This window comes from Bacillus sp. NEAU-CP5 (assembly GCF_026420705.1).
Taxonomy (GTDB): Bacteria; Bacillota; Bacilli; order Bacillales; family Bacillaceae; genus Bacillus; species Bacillus velezensis.
This window is the reverse complement of the sequence record NZ_JAPMOV010000003.1, coordinates 303,181-329,801: the sequence shown is the minus strand read 5'-3', so window position 1 is coordinate 329,801 and position 26,621 is coordinate 303,181. Positions and strand designations below refer to the sequence as shown.

General features: G+C 47.2%; 24 protein-coding genes. 20 read left to right on the top strand and 4 right to left on the bottom strand.

Features of this window, described 5'->3' with window-relative positions; all coding sequences use genetic code 11:
- Positions 1–25 precede the first annotated feature (25 nt).
- Positions 26–1,366 (top strand): amino acid permease, encoded by a 1,341-nt coding sequence (locus OTK50_RS11705; RefSeq protein ID WP_007613881.1) that lies wholly within the window; start codon positions 26–28, stop codon positions 1,364–1,366.
- Between the two features lie 34 nt (positions 1,367–1,400).
- Here the strand turns inward: OTK50_RS11705 and OTK50_RS11700 are convergent, their stop codons facing one another.
- Complete coding sequence (locus tag OTK50_RS11700) at positions 1,401–2,318, bottom strand: DMT family transporter (protein ID WP_044801860.1); 918 nt, start codon at positions 2,316–2,318, stop codon at positions 1,401–1,403.
- Between the two features lie 97 nt (positions 2,319–2,415).
- Here OTK50_RS11700 and OTK50_RS11695 point away from each other — a divergent pair, with 97 nt between their 5' ends.
- Entirely contained in the window at positions 2,416–3,294 is an 879-nt protein-coding gene (locus tag OTK50_RS11695) for a LysR family transcriptional regulator (RefSeq protein ID WP_044801859.1), read from the top strand.
- Positions 3,295–3,327: 33 nt separating this feature from the next.
- On the opposite strand, the gene OTK50_RS11690 is transcribed toward OTK50_RS11695, so the two are convergent.
- Complete coding sequence (locus OTK50_RS11690) at positions 3,328–3,735, bottom strand: hypothetical protein (RefSeq protein ID WP_003151600.1); 408 nt, start codon at positions 3,733–3,735, stop codon at positions 3,328–3,330.
- 275 nt (positions 3,736–4,010) lie between these two features.
- On the opposite strand from OTK50_RS11690, the gene OTK50_RS11685 reads away from it, so the two are divergent.
- Positions 4,011–5,018 carry an LLM class flavin-dependent oxidoreductase gene (locus OTK50_RS11685; protein ID WP_053285140.1) on the top strand — a complete coding sequence of 336 codons (1,008 nt, stop codon included), beginning with the start codon at positions 4,011–4,013 and terminating at the stop codon, positions 5,016–5,018.
- 35 nt (positions 5,019–5,053) lie between these two features.
- Here the strand turns inward: OTK50_RS11685 and OTK50_RS11680 are convergent, their stop codons facing one another.
- Positions 5,054–6,142, bottom strand: a complete 1,089-nt coding sequence (locus OTK50_RS11680) for a GntR family transcriptional regulator (protein WP_224223831.1) — start codon at positions 6,140–6,142, stop codon at positions 5,054–5,056.
- A gap of 256 nt (positions 6,143–6,398) precedes the next feature.
- Here OTK50_RS11680 and OTK50_RS11675 point away from each other — a divergent pair, with 256 nt between their 5' ends.
- The 17 genes from OTK50_RS11675 (at position 6,399) to OTK50_RS11595 (ending at position 26,053) form a co-directional block, all read left to right on the top strand.
- Complete coding sequence (locus OTK50_RS11675; protein ID WP_088461692.1) at positions 6,399–7,793, top strand: sugar porter family MFS transporter; 1,395 nt, start codon at positions 6,399–6,401, stop codon at positions 7,791–7,793.
- A gap of 264 nt (positions 7,794–8,057) precedes the next feature.
- Complete coding sequence (cggR, locus tag OTK50_RS11670; RefSeq protein WP_003151607.1) at positions 8,058–9,092, top strand: gapA transcriptional regulator CggR; 1,035 nt, start codon at positions 8,058–8,060, stop codon at positions 9,090–9,092.
- A 33-nt stretch (positions 9,093–9,125) separates the two neighbouring features.
- The gene (gene gap / locus OTK50_RS11665; protein WP_003151611.1) at positions 9,126–10,133 is read left to right on the top strand and encodes a type I glyceraldehyde-3-phosphate dehydrogenase; all 1,008 of its coding nucleotides are present in this window, start codon (positions 9,126–9,128) and stop codon (positions 10,131–10,133) included.
- A 321-nt stretch (positions 10,134–10,454) separates the two neighbouring features.
- Complete coding sequence (locus tag OTK50_RS11660; RefSeq protein WP_003151616.1) at positions 10,455–11,639, top strand: phosphoglycerate kinase; 1,185 nt, start codon at positions 10,455–10,457, stop codon at positions 11,637–11,639.
- A 25-nt stretch (positions 11,640–11,664) separates the two neighbouring features.
- A complete protein-coding gene (gene tpiA / locus OTK50_RS11655) occupies positions 11,665–12,426 on the top strand; it encodes a triose-phosphate isomerase (RefSeq protein WP_003151618.1) in 762 nt (253 codons plus the stop codon).
- The gene (gene gpmI, locus OTK50_RS11650; protein ID WP_003151620.1) at positions 12,419–13,954 is read left to right on the top strand and encodes a 2,3-bisphosphoglycerate-independent phosphoglycerate mutase; all 1,536 of its coding nucleotides are present in this window, start codon (positions 12,419–12,421) and stop codon (positions 13,952–13,954) included. Before tpiA ends, gpmI begins: the two co-directional genes overlap by 8 nt.
- A 27-nt stretch (positions 13,955–13,981) precedes the next feature.
- A complete protein-coding gene (gene eno, locus OTK50_RS11645) occupies positions 13,982–15,274 on the top strand; it encodes a phosphopyruvate hydratase (protein WP_003151625.1) in 1,293 nt (430 codons plus the stop codon).
- Between the two features lie 168 nt (positions 15,275–15,442).
- Positions 15,443–16,723, top strand: coding sequence for a M20/M25/M40 family metallo-hydrolase (locus OTK50_RS11640; protein ID WP_224223830.1), 1,281 nt, complete (start codon positions 15,443–15,445; stop codon positions 16,721–16,723).
- A 266-nt stretch (positions 16,724–16,989) separates the two neighbouring features.
- Positions 16,990–18,324, top strand: coding sequence for a nucleotide sugar dehydrogenase (locus tag OTK50_RS11635; RefSeq protein ID WP_130571455.1), 1,335 nt, complete (start codon positions 16,990–16,992; stop codon positions 18,322–18,324).
- A 48-nt stretch (positions 18,325–18,372) separates the two neighbouring features.
- Complete coding sequence (locus tag OTK50_RS11630) at positions 18,373–19,503, top strand: DegT/DnrJ/EryC1/StrS family aminotransferase (protein ID WP_224223829.1); 1,131 nt, start codon at positions 18,373–18,375, stop codon at positions 19,501–19,503.
- Entirely contained in the window at positions 19,500–20,429 is a 930-nt protein-coding gene (locus tag OTK50_RS11625; protein WP_224223828.1) for an NAD-dependent epimerase/dehydratase family protein, read from the top strand. The genes OTK50_RS11630 and OTK50_RS11625 overlap by 4 nt, the downstream gene beginning before the upstream one ends.
- The gene (locus tag OTK50_RS11620) at positions 20,395–21,651 is read left to right on the top strand and encodes an aminotransferase class V-fold PLP-dependent enzyme (protein ID WP_224223827.1); all 1,257 of its coding nucleotides are present in this window, start codon (positions 20,395–20,397) and stop codon (positions 21,649–21,651) included. Before OTK50_RS11625 ends, OTK50_RS11620 begins: the two co-directional genes overlap by 35 nt.
- Before the next feature lie 11 nt (positions 21,652–21,662).
- The gene (locus tag OTK50_RS11615; RefSeq protein ID WP_224223826.1) at positions 21,663–22,544 is read left to right on the top strand and encodes a GNAT family N-acetyltransferase; all 882 of its coding nucleotides are present in this window, start codon (positions 21,663–21,665) and stop codon (positions 22,542–22,544) included.
- The gene (locus OTK50_RS11610; RefSeq protein WP_038459888.1) at positions 22,517–23,275 is read left to right on the top strand and encodes a WbqC family protein; all 759 of its coding nucleotides are present in this window, start codon (positions 22,517–22,519) and stop codon (positions 23,273–23,275) included. Before OTK50_RS11615 ends, OTK50_RS11610 begins: the two co-directional genes overlap by 28 nt.
- Entirely contained in the window at positions 23,238–23,915 is a 678-nt protein-coding gene (locus tag OTK50_RS11605; protein ID WP_224223825.1) for a PIG-L deacetylase family protein, read from the top strand. Before OTK50_RS11610 ends, OTK50_RS11605 begins: the two co-directional genes overlap by 38 nt.
- A gap of 7 nt (positions 23,916–23,922) precedes the next feature.
- Complete coding sequence (locus tag OTK50_RS11600) at positions 23,923–24,843, top strand: sugar phosphate isomerase/epimerase family protein (RefSeq protein ID WP_224223824.1); 921 nt, start codon at positions 23,923–23,925, stop codon at positions 24,841–24,843.
- Positions 24,818–26,053 (top strand): MFS transporter, encoded by a 1,236-nt coding sequence (locus OTK50_RS11595; RefSeq protein ID WP_045208944.1) that lies wholly within the window; start codon positions 24,818–24,820, stop codon positions 26,051–26,053. Before OTK50_RS11600 ends, OTK50_RS11595 begins: the two co-directional genes overlap by 26 nt.
- Positions 26,054–26,096: 43 nt before the next feature.
- Here OTK50_RS11595 and OTK50_RS11590 read toward each other — a convergent pair whose 3' ends face one another.
- The gene (locus OTK50_RS11590) at positions 26,097–26,558 is read right to left on the bottom strand and encodes a GNAT family N-acetyltransferase (protein ID WP_045208943.1); all 462 of its coding nucleotides are present in this window, start codon (positions 26,556–26,558) and stop codon (positions 26,097–26,099) included.
- Positions 26,559–26,621 lie beyond the last annotated feature (63 nt).

The window sequence follows — 26,621 nt, the reverse complement described above, 5'->3', positions numbered from 1 at the left end:
CTTTTTGCGAGAGGGCGTGTGATAGATGGAAAAGGACAAGCAAACGTTAAAACGGACGATGTCGTCCAGACACATTATGATGATGGCGCTTGGAGGCGCAATCGGGGCCGGGCTCTTTAAAGGCAGCAGCACGGCGATTGATGAAGCGGGGCCATCCGTGTTATTGGCCTACCTCCTCGGCGGAATCATTCTGCTGTTTATTATGCAGGGGCTGGCCGAAATGGCAGTCAGAAACAAACATGCAAGGACGTTCCGTGATTTGGTTCAGCAGTCTCTCGGGTCGTACGCTGCATACTTTTTAGACTGGATCTATTGGAAAATGTGGGTGCTCAATATTGCCGCGGAGGCGGTCGTAGCCGCCATTTTCATTCAATATTGGCTGCCGGAATGTCCGATATGGATATTGGCTTTGATCATTTCCATTGTGGTGACGGTCGTAAACATGCTTTCTGTGAAACTGTTTGCCGAGACGGAGTACTGGCTCGCGCTCATTAAAATTACAGTGATTGTCATCTTTATTTTATGCGGGATTCTGCTATTATTTTTCTCATTCGGCAATCACACGGCGCCGGGGCTGTCTCATTTAACGGATCACGGAGGGTTTTTCCCGCATGGAGCGGGGGGCGTCATTACGGCGATGCTCGTCGTGATCTACTCATACGGCGGAACGGAAATCATCGGCGTCACGCTGGCGGAGACAAAAAATCCCGAAAAGGTGATCCCGAAAGCTGTCCGAAGCACGTTAACGCGGATTGTCGCTTTTTACTTGCTGCCGTTTTTCATCATCGTCAGCCTGATTCCTTGGAATCAAGTCAACAGCGTTCCGGAAAGCCCGTTTGTCATAGTATTTAAGATGATCGGGATTCCGGGTGCCGACCATATTATGAATGCCGTCATTCTTCTTGCGATTATCTCGTCTATGAACTCGGGACTGTACGGATCATCCCGCGTCTTGTTTACACAGGCTTCTGACGGCCGGGTGCCGAAAATCTTTTCAAAACTGTCGAAGAAAAAGGTTCCCGTTTATGCGATTCTGACTTGTACGTCATTTTTATATGTAGGCGTCCTGATTTCTTTATTCGCAGGAAGCCAGACGTTTAATTATTTGATGGGTTCCCTCGGCTATACCGTGCTGTTCATCTGGCTGATTATCGGATTCGCCCATTTGAAATCAAGAAAACATTCAACAGAACAGCCGGCTTATTACGTCAAATGGTTCCCGTACACGACATGGTTCGCAGTGCTTGCGCTTTTGGCCATCTTGGTCGGCGTGATTGCCACGACATCCATCGTCATCACATGCATCACTGCGGCCATCTATCTCCTCATTACGGCCGCGTATCTCGTGAAAGGGAGACGTCAATAAATAAAAAAACTCTTGCCCCGCGGCAAGAGTTTTTTTAATGAACGGCCTTTTTTTCTGCGGCCAGAGCAGGTGTTTTCAGTTTCTTCGGTGTTATATTCACAAAACAAATGCTTGTGACGATCAGAAGCAGTCCGGCTAAAAGGCTGACGGTCAGCGGCTCATGCAGGAATATCGAGCTGACGGTAATGGATATGAGCGGGATCAGGAAGGTGTAAGAGGCAACCTTGCTTGCTTCCCCTGAACCGACAAGCGTAAAAAAGGCGAGCCAGCCGAGCGCGATAACAAAAACTGAAATGAACAGAAGGCTGAGAATGAACGGAGCTTTCCATTGAATCGCTGAAAAGCTTTCTGAAAAATGGCCGGAGCTGACAAGCAGCACGCCGCCGATCAGAAGCTGAAGAGCGACCATCCAGATAGAATCCGCGCGTCCGCCCGTTCTTTTCACATATACCGTGCCGAGCGCCCAGCTGACCGCGGAGCCTAAGGCCAAAAGAATGCCGGCGATGGAAATATGGCCTCCGAAACCGGCTGCGCTGATGACGGCGACACCGGCAAAGCCCAGAATAAGACCGGCTATTTTTAAAGGATACATCGATTCCCCGAGCCACAGCCAAGAAAAAACGCCCATTAACACCGGCTGGAAAAACACGATGGCTGAAAATAAGCCGGCAGGCAGGTAATTCAAGCCGACCGTTTGCAGGCCGTAAAATAAAGTAATATTTAAAATGGCAGAAATAAGATAGATCGGCCACGTTTCTTTAAAACGCAGCTTTTTAAAACGGGGCAGCGCCGCCATTAATAATAGAAGTCCGCCGATCAGCGTGCGGATTCCGGCAAACAGAAGAGGCGGCGAATAGGCAAGCGCGGCCTTTGTCAGCGGCCAGTTAATTCCCCATACCGTGACTAGAAACGCCAGCATTAGAGCCGTCTGTATTTTCGAAAGCTGTTTCACGTCGTTCACTCCTTGTAGAACAATTCCATCATATGATACGGTAATCAGTAAGATAAATAAAATGAATCTTTTTTATAAGGAGCATAAGTAAAACGTTATGACGATTACACAACTGCGGGTTTTTGTTAAAATCGCTGAAACGGGAAGCTTTACAAAAGCGGGGCAGGCGCTGAATATGACGCAGCCCGCCGTCAGCCATGCCATCTCTGCGCTTGAGTCAGAGCTCGGCATCAAGCTGATCGTCCGCGAGCGCCGCAACGGCGTAAGGCTCACGGACACGGGCGGAAAAATTCTCGTCCATATCAGAGAGGTGCTCAAAGGCATAGAAAAAGCCGAGCAGCTGGCGGCCGCGGAAAGAGGTCTTGAACAGGGAACGATTCACATCGGCACATTTCCGGCCGCTTCCGCTTATTTCATTCCAAAGCTGATCAGCGTGTTTAAAAAACGGTATCCGAAGCTTGAGTTGGTGCTTCATGAAGGAACGGTTAACGAAGTAAAGGAATGGCTCCGCTCCCGGGTAATAGATGTGGGTATCACTCTTTTTCCTACGGAAGACATGGAATATCTGCCGCTGAAAAAAGATAAAATGGCCGTCGTGCTTAGAAATGATCACCCGCTTTGCTGCTGTGAGTCAATCACTCTGAAAGATCTTGACCGCCAGCCGATGATCATCTGTGACGGAGGATACGAATCACCGTTTATTGATATGTTTAGGGAGGCAGGATCTGTACTGACTGCCGCATTCACTGTTTACAACGTCAATACGTCCATCAGCATGATCAAAGAGGGGCTGGGAATTGCGATATTATCACAAATGTCTATGTCGGGAATATCGCTGCCGGAAAATGTCGTGACAAGGGAACTCAATCAGGCGGTGTACCGTGATGTTCTGCTTGCCGTTCCTTCTATAAAGGAGGCTTCATTGGCGGCAAAACTTTTTATTCAAATCGCACAGGAACTCACAAAGAATGAATAAAAAAAGACCCTAATCATCATAGGGTCCTGAATCTTATCGGTTAATTTTAAAAGAGTTAGTCGTATTGACAAGTTTTGAACCGCTGAACGTAGCTTTGACACGATAATAACCTGTCTTGCATCCTTTTAAAGAGAATGACTTAGTCACCCTTACTGAGAAAGAAAAAGTTGTTTTTTTACAAGTCGTCCATTTCTTTCCGGACTTTCGCTGTAAGTATAGGTTTCCTTTAAAAGTTCGATCTGACGGATACGCTGTACTGAGAGTAAAATCGACACTTTTCGCTTTTTTAGTGTAGTAGGAGGCATCGGTAAATCCGCTTACATTTAAATGCTGCTGAGTGCCGGAGTAAAAGTCTGCAGCATATGCCTTATCGGTGTTTCCTGTAAAGAAGATTGCTGCCAGTAAAGCTGTTGTGAGTGCCATTAAGATTTTTTTACGCATATAGACAATGACTTCCTTCCTATTCAATATCATACATATCTTAACATTATTGGGTTTGTTCATTCAACGATAGATTTTCACTTTTATAGGATGAAAAGCTTATCATATCTGAATGTAATAGATTCATTCATACAGAGTTCACTAGTGACGACCGCTGACTGATTGTTCGAAGATCATCGAATCAAATTGTTTAACTCACGGGAAAAGCTGTGGTAAGGTGTGTGGTAGAGACCTTGTTTAAGATCTGCTTACACTAAACCATAAAGGAGAAAACGATGGCTGAACATACATTGAAAGATACTGCGTTTTCCGTATTGAATTTATCGCCGGTCGTACAGGGGGGAACGGTTGCTGAATCGTTCCGCAACAGCATGGATTTAGCGCGCCGCGCCGAGGAGTGGGGCTATAACCGCTATTGGCTTGCGGAGCATCATAATATAGAAGGCGTCGCCAGCTCGGCAACGGCGGTGCTGATCGGCCACATCGCCGGCGGCACGAAAAAAATCCGCGTCGGTTCTGGGGGGATTATGCTGCCGAATCATTCTTCACTTGTGATCGCGGAGCAATTCGGAACCCTTGAAACGTTATATCCGGGGCGGATTGACCTGGGGCTCGGACGCGCGCCGGGAACCGACCAATTAACGGCGAGAGCTTTACGAAGAAACATAAACAGCGGGGAAGATTTTCCGGAGCAGCTTGAAGAATTGAGAAATTACTTCAAACCGTCAGGCAATGTGCGCAATCAAGTCCGCGCCATTCCGGGCGAAGGGCTGGACGTGCCGATCTGGCTTTTGGGCTCAAGCGGCTTCAGCGCGCGTCTTGCGGGAGAGCTCGGGCTTCCGTTCGCCTTTGCGGCTCACTTCTCACCGAAAAATACCGTGCCCGCTCTTGAACTGTACCGCAGCTCCTTCCGTCCGTCAGACGTACTGGATCAACCGTACGCGATGGTCGGCGTCACCGTCATTGCCGCCGATACGGATGAAAAGGCGGAGCATCTGGCAACATCGCATTATCAAAGATTTTTAGACCTCGTCCGCGGCACGCCGAACCAGCTGAAGCCTCCTGTTGAAGACATGGATCAAATCTGGTCGCCGTATGAAAAAGCGATGGTCAATGATCAGCTCAGTTCAACGATCGTCGGCGGACCGGAGCGTGTGAAGGAAAAGCTGGAAAGCTTCATCCGGACAACACAGGCGGATGAAATCATGGTGAATTCAGAAAGCTTTGAGCATGCCGACAGAATGAGATCATTTGAAATCATCGCCGAATTAAAAAACAGCTGAGCAAAAAAAGCAATGTGCCGCGCACATTGCTTTTTTTATTCGCCGACCCGCTTGACTGAATTCCGGATGACGAGTTCCGGTTCATACACGACGTCATCCTTCTTCGGCTTTTTATGTTCTAAGCAGTCGATGACGTATTTTGCCGCCGCTTTCCCCATAATGGATTTCGGATGCTTGACAGAGGTGAGCTTCACCTCGGAAATCTGGGCGAAATGTGAATCGTCATAGCCCATGACCGATACGTCATCAGGCACCTTTAACCCCAATTCCCTGAGAAGATTAATCGTCTTCAGCGCAATTTCGTCATTGTAGCAAAGGATGGCCGACGGATATGACCCGCTGTTTTGCTCAAGGGTATGCTTAATTTTTTGGAGAAGCACGGTTTCTTTTTCCTCAGTCGTGTAAGTCACGATCATGTCCGGAGACGGGAAAATCCCGCGCTCCCGATGCGCCTGAAGATAGCCGTTCATCCGTTTGACGCCCTGCGTGTCATCCGCTTTAAAGATTCCCATAATGTGCGTGTGGCCGAGGGACATGACGTATTCGCAAGCCATCATGCCGCCTTTGACATCATTGACGGAAAAGCTCGGTGCGGCCAGCTCCGCATAAGAGGCGTTAATCATGGCAAACGGAATGCCGTTTTTCTCCAGATTGAGATAGTAGCCGATGTTGGGCGTCTGCAGCGCGCTTTTTGTAGGCTCGACAATCAGCCCGTCTATATTTTTGGACAGCAGGTTTTCAAGGCCGCGCCGCTCACTTTCTGTATTGTTATTGGTGCTCGTCAGCAGCATGGAATAGCCCTGTTCGCTTAAATAAGATTCAATTCCCCTGATGATGCTGGGAAAAATATAGTCTGATATGTACGTTGTAATGACGCCGATCGTTTTGTTTGAATGCATGGCTGATTTCGCCGTGCGTGAAGCGACAAAGGTGCCTCCGCCCTGAACGCTGTACAGCAGCCCTTGCGAGACCAAATCTCCGATCGCCTTTCTGATGGTATGGCGGCTGACGCCGAACTGCTGCATCAGCTCATTTTCCGTAGGCAGCTTTTCGTCCGGCTGTATTTTTCCCTGATTCAGCCATGAACAAATTTCTTCTTTTACTTGAGCATATTTCGGTAGCATATCAATTCCTCCAAAATGTATACGGACAAATTCCAGTATAACATAGTAAGCCCTTTCATCAAGCTGTAAAAATAATTGACAGATTATGAAAAACTGCTTATTCTTTATTTGTACGTACTAATTTTCCTCATTTTTAGATAAAATTCTCCATAAGTACGTACAAATGTGGCGGTTCTGAAGAAAACAAAGCATCATCAAGCGCCGCACTTTGTTTTGTAAGCGTTTTTATTCTATTATTCGCGGGAGGGTAAAATTCATGAAGAATCACCCGGCACCAATTGGCTCAAATGTACCTGTCACTCGGCAGCATTCCAAGTGGTTTGTCATTCTCATCTCATGCGCGGCCGGACTGGGAGGGCTTTTGTACGGTTATGACACGGCGGTGATTTCCGGCGCCATCGGTTTCCTGAAAGATTTGTACCGCTTAAGTCCTTTTATGGAAGGGCTCGTGATTTCGAGCATTATGATCGGCGGTGTATTCGGCGTCGGGATTTCCGGATTTTTGAGTGACCGTTTCGGACGGAGAAAGATTTTGATGGCAGCGGCGCTGTTGTTTGCGGTGTCAGCGGTTGTCTCTGCGCTTTCTCAAAGTGTGTCTTCCTTAGTGATCGCCAGAGTCATCGGCGGTCTGGGAATCGGCATGGGCTCCTCGCTTTCTGTCACGTATATTACCGAAGCCGCTCCGCCGGCCATACGCGGCAGTCTGTCTTCACTGTATCAGCTGTTTACGATATTAGGGATATCCGGCACTTATTTTATTAACCTTGCCGTCCAGCAGTCCGGCTCGTATGAATGGGGGGTGCACACCGGCTGGCGGTGGATGCTCGCTTACGGCATGATTCCGTCCGTCATCTTTTTTATCGTGCTGCTTATCGTGCCGGAAAGTCCGCGCTGGCTTGCGAAAGCGGGGCGCCGGAAAGAAGCCCTCGCCGTGCTGACGCGCATTAACGGCGAGCAGACCGCGAAAGAAGAAATCAAACAAATCGAAACGTCTTTACAATTAGAAAAAATGGGGTCATTGTCTCAGCTGTTTAAACCGGGGCTGAGAAAAGCGCTTGTGATCGGGATTCTGCTGGCTTTATTCAATCAGGTCATCGGCATGAACGCGATTACGTATTACGGGCCGGAAATTTTCAAAATGATGGGCTTCGGACAGAATGCGGGGTTTATCACGACATGCATCGTCGGTGTCGTTGAAGTGATTTTCACCATTATCGCGGTTCTTTTAGTCGATAAGGTAGGCCGGAAAAAGCTGATGGGGGTCGGATCTGCCTTTATGGCGCTGTTCATGATCTTAATCGGGGCAGCCTTTTATTTTCAGCTGGCGAGCGGTCCGGCTTTAGTCGTCATCATATTGGGATTCGTCGCCGCTTTCTGCGTATCAGTCGGGCCGATTACGTGGATCATGATTTCGGAAATCTTTCCGAACCACCTCCGCGCACGCGCCGCCGGTATTGCGACGATATTCTTATGGGGGGCCAACTGGGCGATCGGCCAGTTCGTGCCGATGATGATCAGCGGGTTAGGGCTCGCGTACACCTTCTGGATATTTGCCGTCATTAATATTCTCTGTTTCTTGTTTGTCGTGACGATCTGCCCTGAGACGAAAAATAAATCATTAGAAGAAATAGAAAAACTCTGGATAAAATGAAAGCGTTTTACGACAAAAGTCCGCTCCGGCGGGCTTTTGTCTGTCACCTTCATTCCGTTTCTGTATATAATGACTGTATCAAGGAGATACTGGAAAATCCCGCGAAGAATGTCGAGGAATTGACCTTTAACAGTTGAATTAACAATGTCATCCTGTTAAAATAATTAAAGAAAGCAGACATAATTTTTTTTGGCTATGATGGGACGTTTTTTGTCATAGCGGGACATTTTCTGTCCAGTATGAATAGGAAGGAACGTTTGAGTCATGAACCAGTTAATACAAGCTCAAAAAAAATTATTGCCTGATCTTTTGCTTGTGATGCAGAAAAGATTTGAAATCTTGCAGTATATCAGGCTTACCGAACCGATCGGCCGCAGAAGTCTTGCAGCCAGTCTCGGATTGACCGAGCGCGTTCTCAGAAGCGAGGTTCAGTTTTTGAAAGAACAGAATCTCATCGATATTAAAACAAACGGCATGACAATGACGGAAGAGGGCTATTCACTGCTTTCGATTCTGGAAGATACGATGAAGGATGTTTTAGGATTGACGCTTCTGGAAAAGACATTAAAAGAGCGGCTTAATCTGAAAGACGCCATTATCGTTTCCGGAGACAGCGACCAATCTCCTTGGGTCAAAAAAGAATTAGGGAGAGCGGCCGTTGCATGTATGAAAAAGAGATTTTCAGGCAAAAATATCGTCGCTGTAACCGGCGGTACGACAATTGAAGCCGTCGCCGATATGATGACGCCCGATTCAAAAAACCGCGAGCTCCTGTTTGTGCCCGCAAGAGGCGGTTTAGGCGAAGATGTGAAAAACCAGGCGAACACCATATGCGCGCATATGGCGGAAAAGGCTTCAGGCACTTATCGGCTTTTGTTCGTTCCCGGACAGCTGTCACAAGGCGCCTACTCATCTATTATTGAAGAACCTTCCGTAAAAGAGGTGCTTCACACGATTAAATCAGCGAGTATGCTCGTTCACGGAATCGGCGAAGCTAGAACAATGGCGGAGCGAAGAAACACGCCTTTGGAAGATTTGAAGAAAATAGATGACAATCATGCGGTGACAGAGGCATTCGGCTACTACTTTAATGCGGACGGAGAAGTCGTTCACAAGGTGCATTCAGTCGGAATGCAGCTCGATGACCTCGATGCCATTCCCGACATTATCGCGGTAGCGGGCGGATCATCAAAAGCAGAAGCAATCGAAGCTTATTTTAAAAAGCAGCGAAACACGGTTCTCGTCACGGACGAAGGAGCCGCAAAGAAGTTATTAAGGGATAACAGTCCCTCAATATAAATATCTCTCACTTATTTAAAGGAGGAAATAATCATGGCAGTAAAAGTCGGTATTAACGGTTTTGGTCGTATTGGACGTAACGTATTCCGCGCAGCATTAAACAATCCTGAAGTTGAGGTAGTAGCGGTTAACGATTTAACAGACGCTAACATGCTTGCTCATCTTTTACAATATGATTCCGTACACGGAAAATTAGATGCAGAAGTTAAAGTTGACGGCAGCAACCTTGTTGTTAACGGCAAAACAATCGAAGTTTCTGCTGAGCGCGATCCTGCGAAACTCAGCTGGGGCAAACAAGGCGTTGAAATCGTAGTTGAATCTACTGGTTTCTTCACAAAACGCGCAGACGCTGCGAAACACTTAGAAGCAGGCGCGAAAAAAGTTATCATCTCTGCACCTGCTAACGAAGAAGATATCACAATCGTTATGGGTGTTAACGAAGACAAATACGATGCGGCTAACCACCATGTTATCTCTAACGCATCTTGCACAACAAACTGCCTTGCGCCGTTTGCAAAAGTACTTAACGACAAATTCGGCATCAAACGCGGTATGATGACAACTGTTCACTCTTACACAAACGATCAGCAAATTCTTGATCTTCCGCACAAAGACTACCGTCGTGCGCGTGCAGCAGCTGAAAACATCATTCCTACATCAACTGGTGCTGCTAAAGCAGTTTCCCTTGTTCTTCCTGAACTGAAAGGCAAACTGAACGGCGGAGCTATGCGTGTGCCGACTCCAAACGTTTCTCTTGTTGACCTAGTTGCTGAACTTAACAAAGACGTAACGGCTGAAGACGTAAACGCAGCTCTTAAAGAAGCGGCTGAAGGCGATCTTAAAGGAATCCTTGGCTACAGCGAAGAGCCATTAGTATCCGGAGACTACAACGGCAATGCTAACTCTTCTACAATCGATGCTCTTTCTACAATGGTTATGGAAGGCAGCATGGTAAAAGTAATCTCTTGGTACGATAACGAAAGCGGCTACTCTAACCGCGTTGTTGACCTTGCAGCTTACATCGCAAAACAAGGTCTTTAATTCATAGCTCCCGGAAAGGGCCGGACTTGGTTCTTTCGGACAGAAACGCTATAATGAAAGCGGACAAGGGAAGGGGACGGACTCCCTTTCCCTTTTTCCATGAGAACCGGCTTTCAGAAAGCGCCGGATTGCTGCAGAACGTCCGCGTTTTGAAGTTTCCGCGGCACTTTCGTTTTCTGAGCCGCCTGCCCTGGCTCAGAAGACGATCTGCCCCGTGCCCGGAAGCTGCAATCTGCCCCGCGGCGGAAGCATCATGAGGCGGTTTCACGTTTCACGTTTTTCGTGCTATGCAAACCATTTTGAAGGAGGATCTCCTAAGGCATGAATAAAAAAACAGTAAAAGACATCGACGTAAAAGGCAAAGTCGTATTCTGCCGCGTTGACTTTAACGTTCCAATGAAAGACGGGGAAGTAACAGACGATACTCGTATCCGCGCTGCGCTTCCAACAATCAAACACCTTGCAGACCAAGGCGCGAAAGTCCTTCTTGCGAGCCACTTAGGCCGCCCGAAAGGCGAAGTGGTTGAGGAGCTTCGTTTAACTCCTGTCGCTGCACGCTTAGGCGAACTGCTCGGCAAAGAAGTGAAAAAAGCGGATGAAGCTTACGGCGATGCTGTAAAAGCACAAATTTCTGATATGAAGGACGGAGACGTTCTTGTATTGGAAAACGTACGTTTCTACCCTGGTGAAGAGAAAAACGATCCTGAGCTTGCTAAAGCATTTGCTGAGCTTGCGGATGTATATGTCAATGACGCATTCGGTGCTGCCCACCGTGCTCACGCATCTACAGCCGGAATTGCCGAGCATCTGCCGGCGGTTGCAGGATTCCTGATGGAAAAAGAGCTTGACGTTCTCGGCAAAGCCGTGACAAATCCTGAGCGCCCGTTTACGGCAATCATCGGCGGCGCGAAAGTAAAAGACAAAATCGGCGTAATCGAAAGTCTGCTTGATAAAGTGGACAACCTGATCATCGGCGGAGGTCTTGCTTACACATTCGTAAAAGCGCTTGGCTATGAAGTCGGTAAATCTCTTCTTGAAGAAGATAAAATCGAACTTGCAAAATCATTCATGGACCGCGCGAAAGAAAAAGGCGTTAAATTCTATATGCCGGAAGACGTTCTCGTTGCTGATGATTTCTCTAACGATGCAAACGTTCAAATCGTGCCGATCTCTGAGATCCCAAGTGATTTAGAAGCGATCGACATCGGAACGAAAACCCGCGAAACGTATGCTGAAGTTATCAAAAACAGCAAACTTGTCGTATGGAACGGACCGATGGGCGTATTCGAAATCGACTTGTTCGCTCAAGGCACAAAAGCAGTGGCTGAAGCATTGGCAGAGGCAAACGATACATACTCTGTCATCGGCGGAGGAGACTCTGCGGCAGCCGTTGAAAAATTCGGCCTTGCTGACAAAATGAGCCATATCTCAACAGGCGGCGGCGCATCCCTTGAATTCATGGAAGGCAAAGAGCTTCCAGGTGTAGCTGCGCTGAACGATAAATAAAAACTGCTATAAGGAAGTGGAACAGATGAGAAAACCAATTATAGCCGGTAACTGGAAAATGAACAAAACACTCGGCGAAGCTGTCAGCTTCGTTGAAGAAGTGAAATCTTCCATTCCAGCAGCAGACAAAGCGGAAGCCGTTGTTTGCGCACCAGCTCTTTTCTTAGAAAAGCTGACTTCTGCTGTTAAAGGAACTGACCTGAAAGTCGGCGCCCAAAACATGCATTTTGAAGAAAACGGTGCGTTCACAGGTGAAATCAGCCCGGTCGCTCTGAAAGACCTTGGCGTGGATTACTGCGTCATCGGCCACTCTGAGCGCCGTGAAATGTTCGCTGAAACTGATGAAACAGTTAACAAAAAAGCGCATGCCGCTTTCAAACACGGCATTGTGCCGATCATTTGCGTAGGTGAAACGCTTGAAGAGCGCGAAGCCGGAAAAACAAATGATCTTGTTGCCGATCAAGTGAAAAAAGGTCTTGCGGGTCTTTCTGAAGAGCAAGTTGCCGCTTCCGTTATTGCGTACGAGCCAATCTGGGCAATCGGAACAGGCAAATCTTCTACAGCGAAAGATGCTAACGACGTCTGCGCGCATATCCGTAAAGTCGTTGCTGAAAGCTTCAGCCAGGAAACTGCTGACAAGCTCCGCATTCAATACGGCGGCAGCGTAAAACCTGCAAATATTAAAGAATATATGGCAGAGTCCGATATTGACGGTGCTTTGGTCGGCGGCGCAAGCCTTGAACCGCAGTCATTCGTTCAATTATTGGAGGAAGGTCAATATGAGTAAAAAACCAGCTGCACTCATCATTCTTGATGGGTTCGGATTACGCAATGAAACAGTCGGAAACGCAGTCGCACAAGCGAAAAAACCGAATTTCGACCGTTATTGGAACCAATACCCTCATCAGACGCTGACGGCATCAGGCGAAGCAGTCGGACTGCCTGAAGGACAGATGGGGAACTCTGAAGTCGGTCATCTGAATATCGGCGCAGGACGTATTGTGTACCAAAGCTTAACACGCGTGAACGTTGCCATCCGCGAAGGCGAATTCGAACGCAATCAAACGTTCCTTGACGCCATCAAAAACGCGAAAGACAACGACAAAGCGCTGCACCTGTTCGGCCTTCTTTCTGACGGAGGCGTACACAGTCATATCAATCATTTATTCGCGCTGCTGAAGCTTGCGAAAAGTGAAGGACTGACGAAGGTGTATATTCACGGTTTCCTCGACGGCCGCGATGTAGGTCCGCAAACAGCGAAAACTTACATTCAGCAGCTGAATGAGCAGATCGAAGAAATCGGTGTCGGCGAAATCGCCAGCATTTCCGGACGCTACTACTCCATGGACCGCGACAAACGCTGGGACCGTGTGGAAAAAGCGTACCGCGCAATGGCTTACGGCGAAGGCCCGTCTTACCGCAGCGCGATGGATGTAGTCGACGATTCTTATGCGAACGGCATTCATGATGAATTCGTCATTCCGTCCGTCATCACAAAAGAAAACGGTGAACCCGTTGCGAAAATTCATGACGGCGATTCTGTGATTTTCTATAATTTCAGACCGGACCGCGCCATCCAGATTTCAAACACGTTTACCAACAAAGATTTCCGCGATTTCGACCGCGGTGAAAACCATCCGAAAAACCTGTATTTCGTCTGCCTGACTCACTTCAGTGAATCTGTTGACGGATATGTGGCTTTTAAACCGGTAAACCTTGACAATACGGTCGGTGAAGTATTAGCACAGCACGGGTTAAAACAGCTTCGCATTGCAGAAACTGAAAAGTATCCGCACGTTACGTTCTTTATGAGCGGCGGCCGCGAAGAAGAATTCCCGGGCGAAGAGCGCATCCTCATTAACTCGCCGAAGGTCGCGACATATGACCTGAAGCCTGAAATGAGCGCGTATGAAGTGAAGGATGCTCTTGTAAAAGAAATCGCGGCTGACAAGCACGACGCGATCATCCTGAACTTTGCAAACCCTGACATGGTCGGCCACTCCGGAATGGTCGAACCGACGATTAAAGCAATTGAAGCAGTGGACGAATGCTTAGGCGAAGTGGTTGACGCCATCATCGCTAAAGGCGGACATGCCATCATTACCGCTGATCACGGTAATGCAGACATTCTGATTACAGAAACAGGCGAACCGCACACTGCCCATACGACAAACCCAGTCCCTGTCATTGTGACGAAAGAAGGCGTGACGCTGCGCGAAGGCGGAATCCTAGGCGACCTCGCACCAACGTTATTAGACCTTCTCGGTGTTGAAAAACCGAAAGAAATGACCGGAACATCTTTAATTCAAAAATAAGCGTAAATCAAAAGGAGAGACAAACTCATGCCATACATTGTTGATGTTTATGCACGCGAAGTCCTTGACTCCCGCGGCAACCCAACAGTTGAAGTTGAAGTATATACAGAAACAGGAGCTTTCGGCCGCGCATTAGTGCCAAGCGGAGCTTCTACAGGTGAATACGAAGCGGTTGAGCTTCGTGACGGCGACAAAGACCGTTACCTTGGAAAAGGCGTGTTAACTGCTGTTAACAACGTAAACGAAATCATTGCTCCAGAGCTTCTAGGCTTTGATGTAACTGAACAAAACGCAATCGATCAGCTTTTAATCGAGCTTGACGGTACTGAAAACAAAGGCAAACTCGGTGCGAACGCAATCCTTGGCGTATCTATGGCTTGTGCGCGCGCTGCTGCTGATTTCTTACAGATTCCTCTTTACCAATACCTTGGAGGATTCAACTCAAAAACGCTTCCTGTACCGATGATGAACATCGTCAACGGCGGAGAGCATGCTGACAACAACGTAGACATTCAAGAATTCATGATTATGCCTGTAGGCGCGCCTAACTTCCGTGAAGCGCTTCGCATGGGCGCTCAAATCTTCCACAGCCTGAAATCAGTTCTTTCTGCTAAAGGAATGAACACAGCTGTAGGTGACGAAGGCGGATTCGCTCCGAACCTTGGTTCTAACGAAGAAGCGCTTCAAACAATCGTTGAAGCAATCGAAAAAGCCGGCTTCAAACCTGGCGAAGAAGTGAAGCTTGCTATGGATGCTGCATCTTCTGAGTTCTACAACAAAGAAGACGGCAAATACCATCTGTCTGGCGAAGGCGTTGTGAAAACATCTGCTGAAATGGTTGACTGGTACGAAGAAATGGTTTCTAAATACCCAATCATCTCTATCGAAGACGGACTTGACGAGAACGACTGGGAAGGCCACAAACTTCTTACAGAGCGTCTTGGCAAAAAAGTTCAGCTTGTCGGTGACGACCTTTTCGTTACAAACACGAAAAAGCTTGCTGAAGGTATCAAAAACGGCGTAGGCAACTCTATCCTGATCAAAGTAAACCAAATCGGTACATTGACTGAAACATTCGATGCGATCGAAATGGCGAAACGCGCAGGCTACACTGCCGTTATCTCTCACCGTTCAGGTGAAACTGAAGACAGCACAATCGCTGACATCGCTGTGGCAACTAATGCAGGACAAATCAAAACAGGTGCTCCGTCCCGTACGGACCGTGTTGCGAAATACAACCAGCTTCTTCGCATCGAAGATCAGTTGGCTGAAACTGCTCAATACCACGGTATCAACTCTTTCTATAACTTGAATAAGTAATGGAATGGACGCCGGGAGATATTCTCCCGGCGTTTTTTTATGCTCCCGGGTTTTTCCCTCCTTTTTCATCATCTTCATTTGGTCAATAATATTCATTTTTCCCCTATTTAAAGGAATCAGTGTTCTTCAATCGAAAGGGAAGAGGTGTTAATAAGAGGAGGGATTATGATGAAATTTTCATTTATGTCAGCCGCGGTGGCAGCAAGCGTTATGTGGGGCGCGTCTGCCGGGCCGCTGTCTGAAACCCATGGTTATTCAGCCGTGACCGCGCCGGTTTTTGATGCTGACGAGGCATTGGACACTATGCATGATCTGAGCGAAACAATCGGACCGCGGGAAACCGGAACTGCGAAAGAAAAGGAAGCGGCTGAATACATATCGAATCGCCTGCGGGCTCAGGGCGCCAGTGTCAAAGTACAGACATTTCCATTGAAAAAGTACTTTTCAGGTTCAGTCACAGCGGGAGATCATGAATTCCCGCTCCGCTCCGCTGATCAATCCGCTGTTGAAAAAGAGCTGAGAATTGAGGGAGGGATTTTTGACGGCGGCTGCGGATCACGCGATGACGTAACAGGAGCCAAAGGAAAGATTGTAGTGATACGCGAAGGAAAGATCCCCGTTTCTCAAAAGATCAAACATGCCGAACAAGCGGGAGCCAAAGCAGTCATTATTTATAATCAGACAACAAAACCGCTCGCCGTCCGTCCGCATACCGATAAAGGAATCACGATACCGGCGGCGGGTATGAAAAAAGAAGACGGTGAAGCACTGCTGCAGGAAAAGCAGGCAGTCATTCAATTTAAAAACTATAAAAACCGCACCTCACAAAATATTATAGGAACGCGCAAAGCGGCACAGGCCAACTCTTCTGATGCTGATATTATTTATGTCACAGCGCATTATGACAGCGTAAAAGGCGCGCCCGGAGCGGATGATAACGCCTCAGGCACATCTGCCGTTCTGGAAATCAGCAAGCAACTCAAACACATACCGAAAGACAAAGAGATCCGCTTTATTTTGTTCGGTGCAGAAGAATTATGGTCTGCGGGTTCATCTTATTACGTCAGTACACTCACGAACAATGAAAGAAAGCACAGCCAGGCCAATTTTAATGCCGATATGATTGCGACTGACTGGGAAGAAGCGAGTCAAATGTGCGTCACGACTCCTGACGGCAGGGAAAACCCGAGCGTCCGGTATGCTGAAAAAGCCGCTGAAAAATCCCGGTTGGTCAAGCCAAACCTGATTCAGCTCGGTTACTCAGACCATGTCTCTTTTTATGAAGCGGGGATTCCGTCGGCTAACTGGATTTGGCTCAGCCCCGATACACAGGAGCCGGGGCCCTGGTATCACACTGAGAATGATAATATGAAACACATCAGCAAAGAACGATTAGAGAAAGCGGGAGCACTCGTTTCCGCGGCTGTATCTGAGGCAGTGAAAGAATAAAAAAACAGGCTTCGGCCTGTTTTTTTATATTATTTTCTGTATATTCTCTCAATTAAGGGAGATTTTCTCACTCGTTACCAGATATATACCATTTGACAGGATTTTATTTTACAAATAAAAGAAAAATAAATATATAATACCTAATTTATAAAAGGATGTAAAACTCATTTATCAAATTTTAACTTTTGTTATAATTGCGGTATCGATCGATATTTGTTTTAAATTGTAAAAAACAATACTCTTTTCTATCTATTAGGGGGCGAAAAATGAATACTGTCACAAAAGAAGCCAGCAACCTTGGTCAAAAACGGCTGTTACATCTAATTGAAACGAAGCAGGCGATTGTAGGCGTGTTAGGCATGGGATATGTGGGATTTCCTCTTGCTCTGGAATGTGTCGATAAAGGATACAATGTTATCGGATTCGACAAAAACAGTGAAAAGGTTTCCTTGTTAGCCGCCGGAAGCAGCCATATTCAAGATATAGAGGACGACAGACTGAACTCGGCTTTACAAACAAAACGCTTTCAAATCAGCGCCGACATGTCGCTCATCCAACAATGCGACATCATTGTGATATGTGTGCCGACACCCCTGAACAAAAAAGACAAGATCCCCGATTTAACCTACATCGACAGTGCAGTTGACAGCATGATCGCTTATGGAAGGCAGCATCAGCTTTTAATTTTAGAAAGCACCACCTATCCCGGAACAACGAAAAAAAAGATTGCCGACAGAATGGCATCAAGCCGCGGCATGAAAATAGGAACAGACTTTTTTACGGCTTATTCTCCGGAAAGAATCGATCCGGGCAACAGGCAATATGAAGTTTCAGATATTCCTAAAGTAGTCGGCGGAACCACACAGACTTGCACAGAACTTGCCTCAGCGTTTTACAGCACCATTGTTACAAGCATTCACCCGGTCACCTCACCCGAAGTAGCTGAAACAGCTAAACTCCTAGAGAATACTTATCGTTATGTCAATATAGCTCTTATCAATGAAATGGCGCTTAATTGCCGTGAACTTGATATTGATATATGGGAAGTCATCTGCGCGGCGGACACGAAGCCGTTCGGCTTTCAAAAATTTATCCCGGGCCCCGGAGTCGGAGGCCATTGTATCCCGATTGACCCTTTTTACTTCAAATGGATCGCGAATGAAAAAGGGCTGCAGACAAAATTAATTGATCTGGCGGACGAAATCAATTCCAACATGCCGATTTCTGTCTCTGACTATGCTTTGAAACTGTCGGGCAAAGACAAATGCAGCATCTTAATAATAGGGGCCGCTTATAAAAAAAATACAAATGACCCGCGTGAATCCTCAGTGTTTACGATAATGGAAGAATTGATGGACAAGGGATGCGCGATTGATTACCATGATCCGTTTATCAGCGAGATCCGCTTGAATGACGGAAGCCGCAAACAATCTGTCCCTTTCACAAAAGAACAAATCAATCAGTACGACGTCATCATCATTCATACAGATCACGATGTCATCGACTACAGTATTTTGAAGGATGTCTCACCGATTATCTTTGACACAAGAAATGTATGTAAGGAAAAATCAGCCGACAATTGCAGAGTTGTCACTTTATAGGAGGGAACGGTCATTAGTAATCGATTTATCTCTTTTCACAGACCTGATATGACAAACGAAGAAATCGCAAGCGTAACCGAAACGATTCAATCGGGCTGGATTTCGAAAGGCCCGAAGGTAATCGATTTTGAAAAAAAGCTGGGAGAATGTATAGGAGCCGAACACGTCATCAGCTGTAATTCAGGCACCGCTGCATTACATATGGCTTTATTGGCGCTCGAGGTGGGAGAAGGCGATGAAGTCATCGTGCCGAGCTTCACGTTCTGTTCCAGTGTCAATGTCATCCTGCACGCCGGAGCCGTTCCGGTGTTTGCGGATATATGCGAGAAAAGTCTATGTGCCGATCCTGAAGATGTCAGGAAGAAAATAACGCCGCGCACAAAAGCGGTAATTGCGGTTCATTTTGCCGGCTATCCGGCTGATCTGGAAAACTTGCAATCCATTTGTAAAGAAAACGGATTGTATCTGATTGAAGACGCCGCTCATGCGCTCGGTACAAAATATAACGGAAGCATGATCGGCACTCACGGCGATGCTGTGTGCTTCAGCTTTTATGCCACCAAAAATATTACAACGGGGGAAGGCGGAGCCCTCGTCATGAAAGACGAACAGGCCGCAGAAAGAGCGAGGCTGTACGGCTGGCACGGCATCACAAAAAATGCCTGGAACCGGTACGGTGAAAAAGGCAGCTGGAGATACGACGTTTTACTGCCGGGCTTTAAATATAATATGACGGATATTCAGGCCGCGCTCGGTCTGGTTCAATTGAAACGCGCAAACGAAATTCAAGAAAAACGGGAACAGATCGCTCAATTTTATGTACGTGAACTGTCAGGCCAATCTGACAAAGCGGCGCTTCCGCTTTCTGACATTCCAAGCGGCATAACGCACTCATGGCATTTATTTATTTTGCGGATTCGAGAAAACGGCGGTATGGACAGAGATCTGTTTATTGAGAAAATGAAAGAAAAACAAATCGGGCTGAGCGTGCACTTTATTCCCGTGCATTTGCATCCTTACTATAAAAAACATTTTCCTGCCGAGCTTCCGGTAACTGAACGTGTTTTCCGGGAGATCGTATCACTGCCTCTTTACAGCCAGTTATCAGATGAGGATTGCAGCTATATTGTCAAGTCTATAAAAGAAGTTTTGACTATCAGCCAGGAGGTTGGATCATGAAACAAATTGCGATTATCGGAGGAGCCGGTTTTATCGGAAGCGAACTGGCGGCATTATTACAGGCTAAAGGTTATCACACCATCATTGCAGACCAAAAGAAGCCGGCTTTTGACACTGAATACCGCCAAACGGATATTCTTGACCGGACGTCCCTACGCGAATCACTGGGGGGAGCGGATGCAGTTGTCCATTTGGCGGCAATGGTCGGAGTGGACAGCTGCCGAAGCAATGAAGAAGACGTCATACGGGTCAATTTTGAAGGAACGAAAAACGTCACTGAGGTATGCGGTGAATTAGGAATCAGCACACTTCTTTTCTCATCGAGTTCAGAAGTGTTCGGAGATTCACCTGATTTTCCTTATACCGAGACAAGCAGAAAGCTTCCGAAATCGGCTTACGGAAAAGCCAAACTGCAATCAGAGGAATATTTGAGAGAACAGGCTTCCGACGAACTTCATATTCGGGTCGTCCGGTACTTTAATGTATACGGGCCGAAACAGCGCGAGGATTTTGTCATCAACAAGTTTTTCAGCCTGGCCGAGAACGGCTCTGAGCTGCCTCTTTACGGGGACGGCAGACAAATACGCTGCTTCAGCTACATCAGTGATATCGTCACCGGAACTTATCTCGCTCTCGTTCATGAAGGAGCCGTCTTTGAAGACTTCAATATCGGGAACGACCAGCCGATCACGATAAAAGAACTGGCTGAAAAAGTCAATGTGCTCTCAGGCAGAGAGAAGGATAACTATCTGTTTAAAAAGCTGGGCGAAGACGGCGTGAGGGGAAAAGACATCGAGATTTTTAAACGGGCGCCGTCAATCGAGAAGGCGAAACGTTTGCTCGGTTACGCTCCGAAAGTAAGTCTGAATGAAGGCCTGGAGATCATTAAAAATGAGAGACACAAGCACAAACTTTCACTTTCCTAAAAACCCGGAAGTGGTCAAATATCCTGTTTATCCCAGACAGCTTTCCGTCAGGGGCCGTCTGCGCGCGGTGAAACACTTGCTTACTGCCGGACAAAGCGGACTGACTGAAAAACTGGAAAAACGTTACGGGAAAGGGATTGTGCTGACCTCCAGCGGCAGTGCGGCACTGGTGCTCGCATTAACTTATTCGGGAGCCGGGCCGGGGAAAGAAGTGATTTTCTCATCCTTCAGCTGCCCGAATGTCATTGATGCCGTGCTGCAATCCGGTGCGGCGCCTGTGTTTGCGAAGCTGGATGAGCAGCTATCCTTATCGTTTGAGGATGTCAAAAAAAAAGTGACAAGGCAGACGTGTGCGGTTATCCTCACGCATGTATACGGCCGGAGAGAAAATACCGCTATCATTGACTGGGCGAAGGAAAACGGAATTGCTGTCATTGATGATGCCGCTCAAGCCATGTTTACAAAACAAGCGGATACATTTGCCGGCGGTTTGGGTGATTTCGGCATTTTAAGCTTCGGCCCCTCAAAGCCGCTTGCGAGTATCGGAGGCGGCGCGTTAATCGCGCCGAAAGAATGGCTTCGGCAAAAAGCAAATCTCCCGATGGAACAGCGCAGCCAAGTGGCAGCTGACTATCGAATTTATATCAGAAATCAAAGAATCCAAGCTGTAATGAAACGGAAACGGCATCATCCTATTTCATATATGTTTAGAAAAGCGGGCGCCATGCCTTCCATGAAAGCCACAAAGCTCGAAGCTCTGCCGGATAAACCGGCTGTTGTACCCGTGCTTCGCATGCATCCGGCAAGGGAAGCCATTATTGATGATCAGCTTTCACGTATGGATCAGCTTGTAACAGCTTCGCTCCGAAACTTAGAGACGGCGGGAGAAATCTTTGCAAAGGCGGGAGAAACAAACGGCATAAGAATGATCCAGCCCCAAGAAGGAGAACATCTGAATTATTTAACAATTGTATTTTCCCGGGATGAAGAGCGGTACGGGTGTTCCGTTTATTTAGCTGAAAGAGGCATCCAAACATGCTGGAACTATCTTCCCCTCGGACGTATTCCGATTTATGAAACATACGCGGGGGAAGGCGGGGAAGACCCGCTTTGGAAGAGAGTTCTTTCTCTGCCGTTTAAACCCCCTCTTCAAAAGGAGCAAGTCAGATATATAGCCGAATCCGTTTTATCATATTATGAGCAAAAGAATAAGACTGAATAGTGGTGATAACTATGCAAAAAACAGCAGTATACACGACCCGCCAGGCATGGGATCGGGCCGCTGACATGTATCAGGCGGGATTGTTTCAAAGCTATGATTGGGGAATCCTCATGGAAGAGCTTCCCGGCACGTCATTTCACCCTGTCAGACTGACAACGGACGGAGGACAAGTCATCTATCTTCCGCTTTTTGAACAGAAGGGCGTATTATCCGGCAATATGATCGGATACGGCGGCGTTATTTCAGATCGACCCATCTCATTTGAATGGCTTCAAAGTGAAATCCAGACCATATTCGGCCGGAACATATCCCGGATGCTGCTGCCGTACGGTCAGACTTCTTTTACAGAAGAAATCGGGGAAGGGTGGACGGAAAAGGCAACACGGATCCTTACGCTTCCGGACACGTTTGACGAACTTTGGACGGGCATTTCCGGAAAAGCCCGGACGGCAGTCAGATACGCTGAAAAAGAGAATATTGTCACCCGGCTGATCGGGCGAAAAGAACTTGGCGCGTTTTATGACCTCTACAAAGAGCATACGTCGGCAATCGGCGCGGCTTATGTGCTGAGCCAGGGCTTTTTCCAAAAGCTGCTTGACACGTTTGCGGACCGAATGTTTTGGGTCGGAGCATATCAGGATGAGACGCTGATCAGCAGCAGTATTTTTCTCTATGACCGCTCTCATTTCTATTATTGGCAGAATATAAACAGCCTGGCGGGAAAAAAAGCGCAGGCCTCTTACTTATTGATGCGTGACGCCCTGCAATTCGCCATTTGCCGCAAGCTTCAATGGGCTGATTTTGGCTATTCACACAGTAAAGAAATCGCAAGACCGAAACGATATTGGGGAGCTGAAGAAAAACAATGCCGACTTTTTACGAAACCGGAATGAAAACAATAAGCGGCCATCAATCCAGTTATCTGCCGTGGTACGGTTTTTTTGAAAAAATGTATAAGTCGGATCTGTTTGCCATTCATGACACAGCTCAATTTGAGAAAAAAGGATTTCTCAACCGCAACAGAATCAAAACGCCGCAAGGCCCCAGATGGCTGACGGTGCCTTTGCAGATGAAACAATATAAAGACATAGAGCTCCGGCATATGAAAATCGACCAGACACAGGATTGGCGGAAAAAACATTGGATGGCGATTAAAATGAACTATGCGAAAGCTCCCTATTTTGAGCGGTACCAGCATTTTTTTCAAGATGTCTATCAGCGGGAGTGGGAATATCTCCATGATTTGAATATGCACATCATTGAATTTTTCCGAGAAGAGCTCCGAATTGAAACGCCGCTCTGTTATGTCTCTGAGCTTGAATGCCGGAAGGAGAAAAAAAGCGATTTTGTTTTAGCGCTTTGTCAGGAGCTGGGGGCGGACCGTTATTATTCAGGCAGTCAGGGTTCCGACTATTTAATAGAAAGCGATTTTGAAAGAAACGGAATTGTCATTGAGTATCAGCAGATCCGACATTTTGGCTATCCTCAATTATTCGGGGAGCATATCCCTCACCTCTCCATGCTTGATATGCTGATGAACTGCGGAGCGGATACAGCCGAAATGTTAGTCAAAGGAGGGCAATATGATGAAAGTAATGGTATTTGCAGCGCATCCCGACGATGAAATTATCGGCGTCGGCGGCACGCTCGCCAAACATGTCCGCCAAGGTGACAGCGTGTCGGCAGTCATTATGGCGGAAGGCAAATCATCAAGAAAAACGGATTACAAAAAGCCTGAAGATTCCGTTATGCAGCATTCTAATCAAGAAACGGAGCAGGCGCTCAGCACTTTGGGCATCCATGATTTTGTCAGGCTGAACCTTCCTGATAACAGAATGGATTCAATGGATTTGCTGGATGTCGTGAAGGAAGCGGAGAAACAAATCAATCGTTTTCAGCCTGACATTGTGTATACCCAGTACGGCGGTGACATTAATATTGATCACTCCGTCGTATTCAGAGCGGTCATGACGGCAACCCGTCCGCTTCCCGGTCATACGGTAAAACGGGTTTTTGCCTATGAAACATTGTCTTCGACGGAATGGAATTACTGTCAGAAGGATCAGTTTCATGCCAATTTCTTCGTTAATATTGAAAACGAGCTTGAAACGAAATTGAAATCGATGGCGTGTTACGGCTCCGAGCTCAGAGACTTCCCTCATCCCCGCTCTTTGCAGGCGATCGAACATAATGCCCGTGTGTGGGGAGCAAAATCGGGTTTTACCGCTGCGGAAGCGTTTATGCTTGTGAGAGGAACATGGTGACTGTCCTATGATTGCTCAAATTCCGTTTTTCGGACTTGATCCGAAGCAAATCGATGAGAAATGGGTGGAAGCGGGATACGGTCTGGAAGCGAATATTTTTGACGGCCATTCCTTTGGGGAAGCGGATTATCTCAAAACATTCAATCAGACGCTGGAATATGCGAAACAGCTTGATCCTTCATTATTGACGCTGCATTTCCCGACAGATCATGCCGATTATGTGAATGAAGATCACATCAAAAAACAGCTTTATCACTTTGCGGAGCTCGCTGTGAAATACGGCGCCAAAGGCATAACCGTTCATGCGAATCAATTTATGACGGTTGAGGAATTTCAAGTCTATGACCTGGAAGGAAACCGTAAAAAAATCGTTGAGTTTTTCGCGGAGTTTGATGAGCGGCTGAAAGGGACGGACATTTGGATCGGTGTGGAAAACCTTCCGATCATCGGGAATCTGGGAGAGGATTTTGATCCGATTTTCATTTATCCTGAGGATTTTACAGAGCTGGTGCAGCTGGATCTGAAGCATGTCGGTATTACGTGGGATCTGTGCCATTGGGCGATTACCTATCAGACTCACTTGTCTTCCGCCCTTATGTTCAGAAATGATCAGCTGAAATATCCCGATTTCTTTCAGTTTCTTTCGATAAAAGAGAGCATTAAGCATTATCACTTCAGCTCATTTCGCCAGCTTGCGTTCCCGCATGGCGGCGTCCGCTGTTTTGAGGGCCGCCATCCGAGTGAAGGGACGGTCGCTGAGGAGCTGCTGAGACGGGCTGCAGATACTTTGCAGGAGCTTTATCGGAATCAAGATACCGGCATTGTATTTGAGGTGATGGAAGAGGATTATACGGAAAGACGGGAATCATGGAGAACGCTGGAATGGTTCGGCGGTGTTTCTGATGACGAGGATCAAAAAAGGGTCTGATATGACATATCGAACACCGAACTATGCAAAGCTTTGGTGTGCACAGGTGTTTTCTTCAGCAGCGGATGGGGTCTGGCTCATTGCTCTGCCGCTGTTAGTGCTGGAATTGACCGGCAGCAAAATTCTTGTCGGCGTTATTTCTTTTATCGAACTCGTGCCGTTGACATTTGGCGTGCTGGCGGGACCGCTGATTGATTTATTCCGAAAAAAGTCGATCTTGTATTTGTGCAATACGGGCCGGGCCGTCATCATGATCCTCTTGGCGGTGCTCAGCGCGAACGATTTATTAACCGTGTGGATAGCCGGGGTGTGCGCCTTTTGTCTATCTCTGCAATCGATGCTGTTTGCGCCGGCGAAAGTCGCGATCATTCCGCTGCTCGTCCGTAAACAGCATCTTGATCAGGCGACATCTCTGATCAATACGAGTGACTTGATCGGACTCATCGTCGGAAAATTGATCAGCGGGATCATGATTGCGGCTATTCCGTTCGGGCTGCTGTTTGCCATAAACGGAACTGCTTTTTTTATCTCCGCGGCATTTATCGCGTTCATTCGTATTTCAGAACAGCCCAATGAAAAAAGCAACGGAACTGAAGATGTAAAATCCGGTTACAGAATGCTGAAAGGAAATGCGGCATGGCTGACATCGGTCGGATACTTTTTCGTCGTAAATCTCGTCATTGCCGGCCTTATTTCAGTAATGGGGCCGATTCTTGCTGTGGAGCGTTTCCAGCAGAACTATTCTGTATGGTTTGCCGTCATGTATTCAATGTTTCAGGCGGGGATGCTTTTGGGCAATCTGGCCGTATTTTTCAAATGGAATACAAAACGCTTGAACCGGCTGTACCCGCGGACGTTAACGGCAGCGGGACTGCTCATTATGCTCCTGTTTTTTCCCCTTCATGGGTTTGAGTGCATCATCTTCCTGGTGCTTGGCATCATCATCTCGTATATTGATGTGCAAACGGTGCTGTATTTCCAAAAGACGGTTCCGGCTGCATATTTCGGAAGGGTCTTTGCACTGATTTTTTCCATTGTCAAAATGGGTGAACCGCTGTCGGCCGCTGTCTACACAGGGCTTCTGCTGTTGATGAATGCGGATTATATTTTTGCGGGGGTCGGACTGACCCTTACGATCGTTTTTGCTATTTTTTCAGTCAGACAAGGGAGTCAAAGAAATACAGAGAAACAAGCGGATCAATCCGTCTGAATGGTAAACGAAGGGGCGCCGATCTCAGCCGGCGCCCTTTTTATCATAAATCCAAATAAAGCCTTATCATATCCCGGCATTGAATGCCGTTTTCAAAAATGTCTTCATCATAATGCCTGATAAAAAAATCATGGTCGACAGCCTGAATGCGGAATCCGCATTTTTGATAGAGTGACAGCTGATGAATACTGGAATTTCCGGTGCCGATTTCAATCGTGTCAGCTCCCGATTGTCTCGCTTTTTCAATGGCATCTTGCACCAGCTGTTTTCCGAATCCCCTGTTCTGCAGCGATTCTTTTACCGCGATGTTTACGATTTCTATCGTTTTAGGCCTTGTTTTCAATAAAACGTAAACCCCTGCAAGCTCGTCTGACGTCCAAGCCGTATAGCATTCTCCTCTTACAAGATAATCATCGACAATCTCCCTCGACGGATCGGCCAGCAGCAATAGTTCATACAGCGCTTCATCCGACTCCGCGGCTTTTCGGATACTCAGTTTTTGCATGTCCGTTTCTCCTCCTCTGTTATGATCGACAGCTATTTTTTCAAAATAACTCCAAAATCATTC

What these genes read in the sequence shown, in the direction of transcription:
- OTK50_RS11705 (WP_007613881.1), top strand. Translation starts at nt 26, where the DNA reads ATGGAAAAGGACAAGCAAACGTTAAAACGGACGATGTCGTCCAGACAC.
- OTK50_RS11695 (WP_044801859.1), top strand. Translation starts at nt 2,416, where the DNA reads ATGACGATTACACAACTGCGGGTTTTTGTTAAAATCGCTGAAACGGGA.
- OTK50_RS11690 (WP_003151600.1), bottom strand. Translation starts at nt 3,735, where the DNA reads ATGCGTAAAAAAATCTTAATGGCACTCACAACAGCTTTACTGGCAGCA.
- OTK50_RS11685 (WP_053285140.1), top strand. Translation starts at nt 4,011, where the DNA reads ATGGCTGAACATACATTGAAAGATACTGCGTTTTCCGTATTGAATTTA.
- OTK50_RS11680 (WP_224223831.1), bottom strand. Translation starts at nt 6,142, where the DNA reads ATGCTACCGAAATATGCTCAAGTAAAAGAAGAAATTTGTTCATGGCTG.
- OTK50_RS11675 (WP_088461692.1), top strand. Translation starts at nt 6,399, where the DNA reads ATGAAGAATCACCCGGCACCAATTGGCTCAAATGTACCTGTCACTCGG.
- cggR (WP_003151607.1), top strand. Translation starts at nt 8,058, where the DNA reads ATGAACCAGTTAATACAAGCTCAAAAAAAATTATTGCCTGATCTTTTG.
- gap (WP_003151611.1), top strand. Translation starts at nt 9,126, where the DNA reads ATGGCAGTAAAAGTCGGTATTAACGGTTTTGGTCGTATTGGACGTAAC.
- OTK50_RS11660 (WP_003151616.1), top strand. Translation starts at nt 10,455, where the DNA reads ATGAATAAAAAAACAGTAAAAGACATCGACGTAAAAGGCAAAGTCGTA.
- tpiA (WP_003151618.1), top strand. Translation starts at nt 11,665, where the DNA reads ATGAGAAAACCAATTATAGCCGGTAACTGGAAAATGAACAAAACACTC.
- gpmI (WP_003151620.1), top strand. Translation starts at nt 12,419, where the DNA reads ATGAGTAAAAAACCAGCTGCACTCATCATTCTTGATGGGTTCGGATTA.
- eno (WP_003151625.1), top strand. Translation starts at nt 13,982, where the DNA reads ATGCCATACATTGTTGATGTTTATGCACGCGAAGTCCTTGACTCCCGC.
- OTK50_RS11640 (WP_224223830.1), top strand. Translation starts at nt 15,443, where the DNA reads ATGAAATTTTCATTTATGTCAGCCGCGGTGGCAGCAAGCGTTATGTGG.
- OTK50_RS11635 (WP_130571455.1), top strand. Translation starts at nt 16,990, where the DNA reads ATGAATACTGTCACAAAAGAAGCCAGCAACCTTGGTCAAAAACGGCTG.
- OTK50_RS11630 (WP_224223829.1), top strand. Translation starts at nt 18,373, where the DNA reads ATGACAAACGAAGAAATCGCAAGCGTAACCGAAACGATTCAATCGGGC.
- OTK50_RS11625 (WP_224223828.1), top strand. Translation starts at nt 19,500, where the DNA reads ATGAAACAAATTGCGATTATCGGAGGAGCCGGTTTTATCGGAAGCGAA.
- OTK50_RS11620 (WP_224223827.1), top strand. Translation starts at nt 20,395, where the DNA reads ATGAGAGACACAAGCACAAACTTTCACTTTCCTAAAAACCCGGAAGTG.
- OTK50_RS11615 (WP_224223826.1), top strand. Translation starts at nt 21,663, where the DNA reads ATGCAAAAAACAGCAGTATACACGACCCGCCAGGCATGGGATCGGGCC.
- OTK50_RS11610 (WP_038459888.1), top strand. Translation starts at nt 22,517, where the DNA reads ATGCCGACTTTTTACGAAACCGGAATGAAAACAATAAGCGGCCATCAA.
- OTK50_RS11605 (WP_224223825.1), top strand. Translation starts at nt 23,238, where the DNA reads ATGAAAGTAATGGTATTTGCAGCGCATCCCGACGATGAAATTATCGGC.
- OTK50_RS11600 (WP_224223824.1), top strand. Translation starts at nt 23,923, where the DNA reads ATGATTGCTCAAATTCCGTTTTTCGGACTTGATCCGAAGCAAATCGAT.
- OTK50_RS11595 (WP_045208944.1), top strand. Translation starts at nt 24,818, where the DNA reads ATGACGAGGATCAAAAAAGGGTCTGATATGACATATCGAACACCGAAC.
- OTK50_RS11590 (WP_045208943.1), bottom strand. Translation starts at nt 26,558, where the DNA reads ATGCAAAAACTGAGTATCCGAAAAGCCGCGGAGTCGGATGAAGCGCTG.